Raw genomic sequence first — 10,281 nt, forward strand, 5'->3', positions numbered from 1 at the left:
GATGAGTGATTATATTGTAGTTAAATGTGGCGGTAGCATGTTGAATCGATTAAATAGTGTCTTTTTTGATTGTATAAAGAAATTGCAAAATAAGTATAAGGTTGTTATTGTCCATGGCGGTGGCCCAGAAATTGATGCCAAGTTAGAAGACTCTAATATCGAGATAGAAAAGAAAGATGGATTAAGAGTAACGCCGAAAGAGGTTATGGATGTTGTTCAAATGGTGCTATGCGGAAGTACGAATAAAAAATTCGTAATGAATTTACAAAAACATGATTTACTTGCGGTGGGGCTTTCAGGATGTGACGGTAATTTACTTCAAGTTCAACCTGTTGGCGAAGCGATAGGGTATGTAGGAGAAGTAAGTTATGTAGAAACAGCCCTATTGAAAGGGTTGATAGATATGAATTATATTCCTGTCATTGCCCCAATTGGGATAAATGGTAATGAGGTTTATAACATAAATGCAGATACCGCTGCAGCTGGAATTGCAGCCGCACTATCTGCAAAAGAACTCATTTTTATAACGGACGTAGATGGAGTGTTACACGAAGGAAGATTGGTAAAGAAAACGGATGAATATGAAATTCTTACTTTTATAGAACAAGGCGTCATTACAGGTGGAATGATTCCGAAAGTACAGGCGGCACTTACATCGTTAAAAATGGGAGTGAAAAAGGCTAGTATCGTAAATGGTACAAAGGATTTTACTGAGGTTACAGGAGAGTGTGTTGGAACTACGGTAACAAAAGGGGTGAGTATCGTATGACAAGCCATCTTTTTCAAACATATGGAAGAAGAGAAATTGAATTTCTAAAGGGCAATGGGGCGAAAGTTATTGATAAAAGTGGTGAGCAATATTTAGATTTCACTTCTGGTATTGGAGTATGTAACTTAGGACATTGTCATCCTACGGTTGTAAAGGCAGTAGAAAAGCAACTTGGAAATATATGGCATATATCTAACTTATTTACGAACTCCTTACAAGAAGAGGTCGCATCATTATTAACAGAAGATACAGCATTAGATCATGTGTTTTTTTGTAATAGCGGGGCGGAGGCAAATGAAGCGGCTTTAAAACTAGCACGTAAGCATACTGGGAAATCTCTCGTAGTAACATGTGAGCAATCTTTCCACGGGAGAACATTTGGAACGATGAGTGCAACAGGACAAGATAAAGTGAAAGAAGGATTCGGTCCATTACTTCCGTCTTTTTTACATATACTATTTAACGACATACGAGCATTAGAGGAAGTAATGAATGAAGAAGTTGCGGCGGTAATGGTAGAAGTTATTCAAGGAGAAGGAGGAGTAATATTAGCTGATCCATCCTTTTTGAAGGAAATTGAAAAACTATGTAATCAGTACAATGCTCTTTTTATTATAGATGAAGTACAAACTGGAATAGGCAGAACAGGAACACTATTCGCTTATGAGCAAATGGGAATAGTTCCTGATATCGTTACCATCGCAAAGGCGCTTGGGAATGGTATTCCAGTTGGAGCGATGATTGGCCGAAAAGAACTAGGTTCTTCTTTTACTGCCGGGTCACACGGTTCAACTTTCGGTGGGAATTATATTGCTATGACTGCAGCGAAAGAAGTATTGCAATTCATTAAGGAACAATCGTTTTTTAAAGAGGTACAGGAAAAGGGCGAGTACGTATTAAAGAAATTGCAAGAAGAATTACGACACGTTGAATGTGTTCAAAATATTCGTGGTAAGGGACTTATGATTGGAATCGAATGTAAGCATGAGGTTGCAAATGTCATAGAACAACTAGAAAAAGCAGGACTTCTCGTATTACAAGCAGGGCCTAATGTTATAAGACTATTACCACCACTTATTGTAACGAATGAAGAGCTAGAACAGGCAATATATATGATAAAAAGAGTGGTTTGTACAAAAAATGCATCAATAATATAAGGGGGAAATTTCATGTCAACTGTACAAGTACCGAAATTAAATACGAAAGATCTTTTAACGTTAGAAGAATTGACGCAAGAAGAAATCATTTCTTTAATTGAGTTCGCTATATATTTAAAAAAGAACAAGCAGGAGCCTTTATTACAAGGGAAAATATTAGGTCTCATTTTTGATAAACATTCAACCCGTACTCGCGTTTCTTTTGAAGCAGGAATGGTACAGCTCGGAGGACATGGAATGTTTTTAAGTGGAAAAGAGATGCAAATTGGCAGAGGAGAAACGGTGTCAGATACTGCGAAAGTACTATCTCATTATATTGATGGAATTATGATACGCACATTTTCGCATGCGGATGTAGAGGAGCTTGCAAAAGAGTCCAGTATCCCAGTTATTAACGGTTTAACTGATGATCATCATCCTTGCCAAGCGTTGGCAGATTTAATGACGATATATGAAGAAGTTCATACGTTTAAAGGAGTTAAATTAGCTTATGTAGGTGATGGGAATAATGTATGTCATTCACTATTGCTAGCGAGTGCAAAAGTCGGGATGAATATGACTGTGGCAACGCCTGTGGGGTATGAGCCGAATGAAGAAATTGTTAAAAAAGCATTAGCGATTGCTGATGAAACAGGGGCTGAAATTGAGATTTTGCATAATCCTGAATTAGCGGTAAGTGGAGCAGATTTTATTTATACTGATGTTTGGATGAGTATGGGCCAAGAAGGAGAAGCAGAAAAATATACTTTATTCCAGCCTTTCCAAGTAAATAAAGAGCTTGTTATACATGCAAAGCAAACATATCGTTTCCTGCACTGCCTGCCTGCTCATCGTGAAGAAGAAGTAACTGGAGAGATTATAGATGGGCCACAGTCTATCGTTTTTGAGCAAGCTGGTAACAGGTTGCACGCGCAAAAAGCTTTATTAGTGAGTTTATTTAAAAATATAGAAGAGCCTTCCTAAAAGGGAGGTTTTTTTATATGGAAATGTCGGATGTATATTTAGTTAATTATCTCTATATCATTTATAATAAAAAGAGAAAACTAATTTTATTTTTCATATCATGTAAGGACATACTAGATAAAAAATATAGTTAAAGAGATGATGAATTTGAAAACAACTAAGAAAACATATTCGTTTTTTCAGCGAATGTGGAGAATATTAAAGTTTCAATATTTTAAGTTGCTTCGATCGCCAGAAGGAGCAAAGAAAGTGTCACTAGGTTTTGCTATTGGATTTGGTTTAGAAATGTTGGTGATTTATACGGCATCGCTCGTATATTTAATATTTTATCCAATTGTCAGGTTAGCAAAGGGATCTTTTCCAGCCGCAGTCATTGGTAATATTATTGGGAAAATATTGTTTCTCCCAGTATTTTTATTTCCGTTTGCTTATGCGCTAGGAAAAATGATTTACCCATTTCATGTACAGAAAATACATCATGAACCATTTACGATATCAGATTTGTTTTCGATCCATATTTTTACGATGTTAAAGAGCTTATTACAGAGTGAAGTGTATGTATTAATTGGTATGACGATAATAGGAATTGTGTTTGGGGTAATTTCATATTTCGTTGTGCATTATTTATATGAAAAGAATCGTAAGTTACGTTTGAAGAAAAGAAAGAAACAAGTGAGAGAACCACTTGTTCAAATATAAAGAATGTCACATTCATTTTCTCCTTTGAATATGTTTAAGAAAAAGGGGGAGAGAATGAATGTATTATTATTACGTACCGCAAGTATACCCATATGTAAATTATTATCCGGTTTATGATATGAGTAGACAATACGAATTATATCGACAACAACAATTACAGCAAATACCACAAATGCCACAAATGCCACAAATGCCACAACAACAGCCTACGCAAGAACAAAAACCATATTTAATGACATGGCCGTATTCAAATGTATACTATGGTAATTATTACGAATCATAAAGCTGCTTCTATTTAGAAGCAGCTTTATGCGTTTGTTTTCAAAATTAAATTTTGAATGGTTTTAAGAGAATAAATGAGCTTTTCGCGCTCTTCCTCAGATAATGTTTGAAAATTTTCTTTTAGTTTGCCTAAAATGAATTGCTGATACTGACTTACTAACATTTTCCCTTCAGTTGTTAGGGAAATTAAAATGACCCTTCGATCTTTTTCGCTATAATGACGCTCTATTAGCTCTTCTTGAATAAGTTTGTTTAATAGAGGGGTCATGTTAGGCCGTGAAATCGCTAGCCGCTTGCCAATTTCTGAAACTGCTAATGTACCATTTTCATGCAAAAGCAGTAACACTTGCGTATGTGATGGCGGCATATGTCTTTGAGAAGAAAACTCTCCAGGAAGCATAAATTTGCGATAAAAAAGAGGCACTAGCGAAAGAAGATGATCAACAATACGTTCCCACTCGCGTGATTCCATATAACGGCCCCCTTCCACTATCATTGTAACAAAAAAGACAAGGTATAAAAATAGAATTGTTTCATGGTAGCCTTAATATTTGTAGGATAACACTTGCTTTGTAAATGTATTGGCAATAATCGTATAACCGTTATCATTTGGGTGTACTTGGTCAAATAGTAAATCTTTTTTATCCTTCGATATTAATTTGCGAATTGGTAAAACAATCGACGGTTGATGTGCTTTTGAAATAGAATAAATAGAATCATTCCAACCATCTAAAAACATATCTGCATAACTTGCGATGGAGTCATCTAGTTGTAAAGGGTTATAGAGTTCAGATAGAATGAGTAAAGCATTCGGATTTTGATCTCGAACGGTCTTTACAATGTTTTTTACATCCGTTTCAAAACGGGCTTTTTCTTTATTTAACATTTTAATACCATCTATAACACCTACATCACGATTTAAGCGGAATAAATTATTTGCTCCAATATTAATAGTAATTATATTTGCTTCCCTAATTTTTTGTTGAACTTCTTCTGACTGGACTTTTTTAACGAGACGATCTGTAGTGAGACCATTTACACCGAGGTTTTCTACCCTAATTGGTTTATGAATTTGTCCTTCTAATTGTTTAGAAGCTAATTCGGCAAATCCCCCTTGTGTAGATCCATATCCTTTTGCAAGTGAATCACCTAATACGAGGTGATAAAAAGAGTCATTCGTTTGCTTATAAATCCAACTCGGAGCAGATGTTTTTTCTGCTTTTCCTTCAGTTTCTTTTTGTTTTGTCTCATCGTTCTTTTCAAAATTAGAACAAGAAATGATTAGAAGGAGGAGACAAACAATTGTTAAGATGACTTTTTTCATAAATTCATCCTCCTTGTAATTGGTAATTGTATCATATTCAGCAGTATAAGTAATGTAAGGGCATATTATATGTTTATGAAAAGTTTACAATAACTTTACAGAAAATTTGTTGAAGTTTGTCAAAAAATATTGACGATACGAAAGAACTTTATATATGATAATGTCAGATAAAGTGAAAATCATCGCTCTAATAGAAGTAAAAAGGTATGTGGTTAGAGACTGATAGAGATTCATTTCATTATTTTGGGGTAATTGTATAAGGGGGATTTTTTGTGAAAAAGTCAAAAAAAATGCTAGCTGGAGCAACACTTGCTATTGGTGTTATAGCACCGCAAGTATTGCCAACAACAGCTCATGCAGAGGAAAAAGCTGGGGAGAATACAGTTAACTTACGAATTCTAGAAACATCGGATATTCACGTTAACTTAATGAATTACGATTATTATCAAACGAAAACAGATAATAAAGTAGGTCTTGTGCAAACTGCAACACTCGTTAATAAAGCACGTGAAGAAGCGAAAAACTCTGTCCTATTTGATGATGGAGATGCATTACAAGGGACACCGCTTGGAGATTATGTAGCGAATAAAATAAAAGATCAGGAGAAGGAGAATTCTGTTGATCCTAACTATGTCCATCCATTATATCGTGTAATGAATTTAATGAAGTATGACGTCATCTCTCTTGGGAATCATGAATTTAACTACGGTTTAGATTATTTAAAGTCAGTGATTAAAAAAACTAAGTTCCCTGTTATTAACTCAAATGTTTATATAGATGATCATGATGGTAATGATGAGAATGACAAGCATTACTTTGATAAACCATATCATATTTTTGAGAAAGAAGTAGTGGATGAATCAGGTCAAAAACAAAAGGTGAAAATTGGTGTAATGGGATTTGTTCCACCTCAAGTTATGAATTGGGATAAAGCGAATTTAGAAGGAAAAGTAAAAGCAAAAGATATTGTGCAAACAGCGAAAAAATTAGTTCCGGAAATGAAGGCGCAAGGTGCGGATATTATAGTTGCACTAGCGCATTCAGGTGTTGATAAGAGTGGATACAACGAAGGAATGGAAAATGCATCGTTTTATTTAGCGACAGAAGTTCCTGGCGTAGATGCAGTATTAATGGGACATTCACATACTGAAGTGAAGGACGTATTTAATGGTGTTCCAGTTGTAATGCCTGGTGTTTTTGGTAGTAACTTAGGTATTATTGATATGCAATTGAAAAAGGTAAATGGAAAATGGGAAGTACAAAAAGATCAGTCTAAGCCGCAACTTCGTCCGATTGCTGATAGTAAAGGTAATCCATTAGTAGAATCTGATCAAAAACTAGTTAATGAAATTAAAGATGATCATCAAGCGACAATCGATTATGTAAATACAGCTGTAGGTGAAACGACAGCACCAATTAATAGTTATTTTTCATTAGTACAAGATGATCCTTCTGTACAACTTGTGACAAATGCACAAAAATGGTATGTAGAAAAGTTATTTGCTGAAAATGGACAGTATAGCAAATATAAAGGAATTCCAGTTTTATCTGCAGGGGCACCATTTAAAGCGGGTGGCCGAAACGGTGCTACATATTATACGGATATTCCAGCAGGCACATTAGCAATTAAAAACGTAGCGGATTTATATGTATATCCAAATACATTATATGCTGTAAAAGTAAATGGGGCACAAGTGAAAGAATGGCTTGAAATGTCTGCAGGTCAGTTTAATCAAATTGATTCAAAGAAAACAGAAGAACAGCCGTTAGTAAATATAGGCTATCCTACATATAACTTTGATATTTTAGATGGCTTAAAATACGAAATTGATGTAACACAACCGGCGAAATACGATAGAGATGGAAAAGTTGTAAATGCAAATACGAATCGTATTATAAATATGACGTATGAAGGGAAGCCAGTAGCTGATAATCAAGAGTTCATCGTCGCTACAAATAACTATCGTGGAAGTAGCCAAACGTTCCCTGGTGTAAGTAAAGGGGAAGTTGTATACCAATCACAAGATGAAACACGTCAAATCATTGTGAAATATATGCAAGAAACACCAATTATTGATCCAGCAGCAGATCAAAACTGGACATTTAAGCCGATTGTTGCAGATAAATTAAATACAACATTTGATTCTTCACCAAATGCACAAAACCATATAAAGAAAGATGGAAAGATATCATATGTTGGACCATCTGAAAATGAATTTGCTAAATATGCAATTGATATAACGAAGAAGAATGATGATAAGGAAACTGGTGGAGAGAATCCAACGATACCGCCAACAGGTGAAGGCAATAACGGAGAGAATCCAACGACACCACCAACAGGTGAAGGCAATAACGGAGAGAATCCAACAACACCGCCAACAGGTGAAGGCAATAACGGAGAAAATCCAACGACACCACCAACAGGTGAAGGCAATAATGGAAATGAACCAAAACAAGATGGAAATAATACAGGATCTGGACAAACTACAACGGATAATCAAAACTCAAAAGAAACAACAACTGTAAGTGAAAATAAAGAAGAACGTGATTTACCGAAAACAGGTACAAGTGTTGCTTCTACAATTGGAGCAGGTCTGGCGTTTGTTGGAGCGGGATTACTTATGTTATTTAGAAGAAAGAAAGCGAATAGATAGCGGAGAAATATAAAAAGGATTACCGATTAAGGTAATCCTTTTTATTATATTATGAAACTGGTACTGTTTTTTCTTTCTTCCATGAAAGGCCAAATCCAGTAAAGCCGACGATAATCGTTAAGACTGGGCAAGCTAAACAGAAGATTGCGTATGGAAGGTAATCGAATGTTGGAACGCTAAGGACGTTTGTTAAGAATACGCCACTTACACCCCATGGTACGAGCGGGTTAATAACTGTACCTGCATCTTCTAATACGCGTGATAAATTACGACGTTCTAAACCGACTTCATCGTATTTGTTAGCGAATGCTTGTCCTGTTAAAACGATTGATAAGTATTGTTCGCCAAGTAGGAAGTTTACACCAATTGCAGTTGAAGCAGTAGAAATAATTAAGCGTGTGCTATTTTTTACAAAGCTAGAGATAATATTCATCAGCTGCGCTATAATACCCATTCCTTGTAATAATCCTCCCATACAAAGAGCTAGGAAAATAAGAGCAATCGACATCATCATACTTTGTAGACCACCGCGAGATAGTAAGCTATCAATGTCTTTAATACCAGTTTTAGAAACGTAGCCGTCTTGCATAATTTTCATTAAATCAGCTAAAGAAGTGCTAGGTTTAAAAATAAAGAGAATAATAATTCCTACAACAATTCCTGCAAGCAATGTTGGAACTGCTGGAACCTTTTTAAATGCGAATAGGAACAGTAATAAAATTGGAATAAGTGTAACGATAGAAATCGTTGTGTTTTTTTCTAACGTGCTAATAAAGTTTGTGAAGTCAACGTCTCCACTAATACCGCTTCCTAAAATGAAAAATGCGATAAAAGCAATAATGAAAGCAGGAACTGTTGTCCAAAGCATGTTACGAATATGCTCAAATAAATCTACACCCGTTACAGCAGGAGCTAAGTTTGTTGTATCAGATAAAGGAGACATTTTATCTCCAAAGAATGCACCAGAAATAATTGCACCAGCGATCAGAGCTGGATCGTACCCGAGAGCACTACCCATTCCCATAAAGGCAAGTCCTACAGTTGCGGCAGTTGTAAAGGCACTACCGATACTTGTTCCAACAATTGCACAAACAACAAAAACGGTTGGGACGAAAATTTTAGGAGATACAAGCTGGAAGCCGTATACCATTAAAGTTGGAATTGTTCCAGCAGCGATCCAAACACTAATTAATACGCCCACAAGTAAGAAAATAAAAATAGATGGAATACCAGCTGAAATACTACTGATCATCCCTTTTTCCATAGTAGACCAAGAGATTTTTTTCATAAATCCAAATGCTAATAAAAGAACGATACCAAATAAGATTGGGATGTGTGGTGAAACTTCTAATTGGATAACACTAAAGCCAATACAGAAAAAGATAAATAATGTTAAAAGAACAGATTCAATTTTTGAAACCATTGTTTTTCCCTCCTAAGTAATCTAAAATAGCTCTTTTTTATATAAAATTCGCCAATATTGTATATTTCCTTCTAGAATTTAGAATTTTGTGACAAATTACCAGTAATTGTCAACATCTCAATATGATACGGAAATGATTGGATAAAAAAACGCCCCTGCATATAATTATGCAGGGACGAAGAAATCGCGGTACCACCCTAGCTTGTGAAAGGAATGTATCACAAAATAAAGGGTCATATGATATGCGCTCATAAAATAAAAACGCCCCTGCAATATATGCAGGGACGAAAAATTCGCGGTACCACCCTAAATTGTGAAACAGTTTCATTTCACCACTCTTTAGACATAACGGTCTAAACCGTCTTTCACTACTCCTCACGTTTCGTAAAAGAAGCTCCAGGGGGTAATTCATAAATCGCTCTGTACTGGTTCGCACCGACCACCAGCTCTCTGAAATCAGAAAACGAAATACTACTAAATCCTATCAACGCCGATTCATATGATGTTAGTTAAATTTTTATCATATATTCATCATACATGTCAATAAAAACATTCGATATTTTTTTAGGGAAATAAAGGAGAAATGTTTTTCATACTGTAAAAATGTGCGTTATAATGAATTTGAAAGGGGAGGAAAGAGTGAAGAAAAAAATAATTCTTTTTACCACCTTACTAGTCGTTGGCGGAAGTGCTGGAATTTACACAGCTTTTGCAGCTGAATCAGAGCAGTCGAAACAAAAGCAAATACAGCAGTCAGAAGTGAAGAAAGTGAAAGAAACTGAAGAGAAGAAATCGATGGAAAAAGCAGCTACTAAACTAGGAGTTTCTACTGAGGGGAAAACAAAAGAAGAGGTTACAAAAGAAGTAGATACCGCTAGATTTGAGCAGCGCCATGATTTGTTAATTGAGCATGCTAAGCAACTTGGAATTGATACAGAAGGAAAAAAAGATGAAGAGATTATTTTAGAAATTGGAAAGATACAACATGGAAAGTAGAACAACTTATCGTA

Annotated in this window: 10 protein-coding genes and 1 other annotated feature; of the genes, 7 read left to right on the top strand and 3 right to left on the bottom strand. The window is 35.5% G+C overall.

Going from position 1 to position 10,281, the window contains the following annotated elements; genetic code table 11:
- Nucleotide 1 precedes the first annotated feature (1 nt).
- From argB to JFU18_RS22435, 5 genes are all read left to right on the top strand, one after another.
- On the top strand, nt 2-769 hold the full coding sequence (gene argB, locus JFU18_RS22415; protein WP_002143074.1) for an acetylglutamate kinase: 768 nt from the start codon (nt 2-4) through the stop codon (nt 767-769).
- The gene (locus JFU18_RS22420; RefSeq protein WP_201034298.1) at nt 766-1,926 is read left to right on the top strand and encodes an acetylornithine transaminase; all 1,161 of its coding nucleotides are present in this window, start codon (nt 766-768) and stop codon (nt 1,924-1,926) included. The genes argB and JFU18_RS22420 overlap by 4 nt, the downstream gene beginning before the upstream one ends.
- A gap of 12 nt (nt 1,927-1,938) precedes the next feature.
- Nucleotides 1,939-2,889, top strand: a complete 951-nt coding sequence (gene argF, locus JFU18_RS22425; protein ID WP_002014968.1) for an ornithine carbamoyltransferase — start codon at nt 1,939-1,941, stop codon at nt 2,887-2,889.
- 147 nt (nt 2,890-3,036) lie between these two features.
- A complete protein-coding gene (locus JFU18_RS22430; protein ID WP_085312312.1) occupies nt 3,037-3,588 on the top strand; it encodes a DUF2062 domain-containing protein in 552 nt (183 codons plus the stop codon).
- 58 nt (nt 3,589-3,646) lie between these two features.
- Nucleotides 3,647-3,871, top strand: a complete 225-nt coding sequence (locus tag JFU18_RS22435; protein ID WP_201034297.1) for a hypothetical protein — start codon at nt 3,647-3,649, stop codon at nt 3,869-3,871.
- Between the two features lie 24 nt (nt 3,872-3,895).
- Here the strand turns inward: JFU18_RS22435 and JFU18_RS22440 are convergent, their stop codons facing one another.
- Nucleotides 3,896-4,342 carry a MarR family winged helix-turn-helix transcriptional regulator gene (locus JFU18_RS22440; protein ID WP_002088507.1) on the bottom strand — a complete coding sequence of 149 codons (447 nt, stop codon included), beginning with the start codon at nt 4,340-4,342 and terminating at the stop codon, nt 3,896-3,898.
- 72 nt (nt 4,343-4,414) lie between these two features.
- Nucleotides 4,415-5,194 (bottom strand): GDSL-type esterase/lipase family protein, encoded by a 780-nt coding sequence (locus JFU18_RS22445; protein WP_201031746.1) that lies wholly within the window; start codon nt 5,192-5,194, stop codon nt 4,415-4,417.
- A gap of 272 nt (nt 5,195-5,466) precedes the next feature.
- Here JFU18_RS22445 and cpdB point away from each other — a divergent pair, with 272 nt between their 5' ends.
- Nucleotides 5,467-7,848, top strand: a complete 2,382-nt coding sequence (gene cpdB, locus JFU18_RS22450) for a bifunctional 2',3'-cyclic-nucleotide 2'-phosphodiesterase/3'-nucleotidase (RefSeq protein WP_201031745.1) — start codon at nt 5,467-5,469, stop codon at nt 7,846-7,848.
- Nucleotides 7,849-7,897: 49 nt separating this feature from the next.
- On the opposite strand, the gene nhaC is transcribed toward cpdB, so the two are convergent.
- A complete protein-coding gene (gene nhaC / locus JFU18_RS22455) occupies nt 7,898-9,271 on the bottom strand; it encodes a Na+/H+ antiporter NhaC (RefSeq protein WP_201031744.1) in 1,374 nt (457 codons plus the stop codon).
- A 277-nt stretch (nt 9,272-9,548) separates the two neighbouring features.
- Nucleotides 9,549-9,768, bottom strand: a binding site (T-box leader).
- A 142-nt stretch (nt 9,769-9,910) separates the two neighbouring features.
- Here nhaC and JFU18_RS22460 point away from each other — a divergent pair.
- The gene (locus JFU18_RS22460; RefSeq protein WP_002128995.1) at nt 9,911-10,267 is read left to right on the top strand and encodes a hypothetical protein; all 357 of its coding nucleotides are present in this window, start codon (nt 9,911-9,913) and stop codon (nt 10,265-10,267) included.
- The last annotated feature ends 14 nt before the right edge of the window (nt 10,268-10,281 follow it).

Origin of the sequence: Bacillus sp. TH22 (assembly GCF_016651015.1) — a bacterium.
In the GTDB taxonomy this organism is placed as follows: Bacteria; Bacillota; Bacilli; order Bacillales; family Bacillaceae_G; genus Bacillus_A; species Bacillus_A mycoides.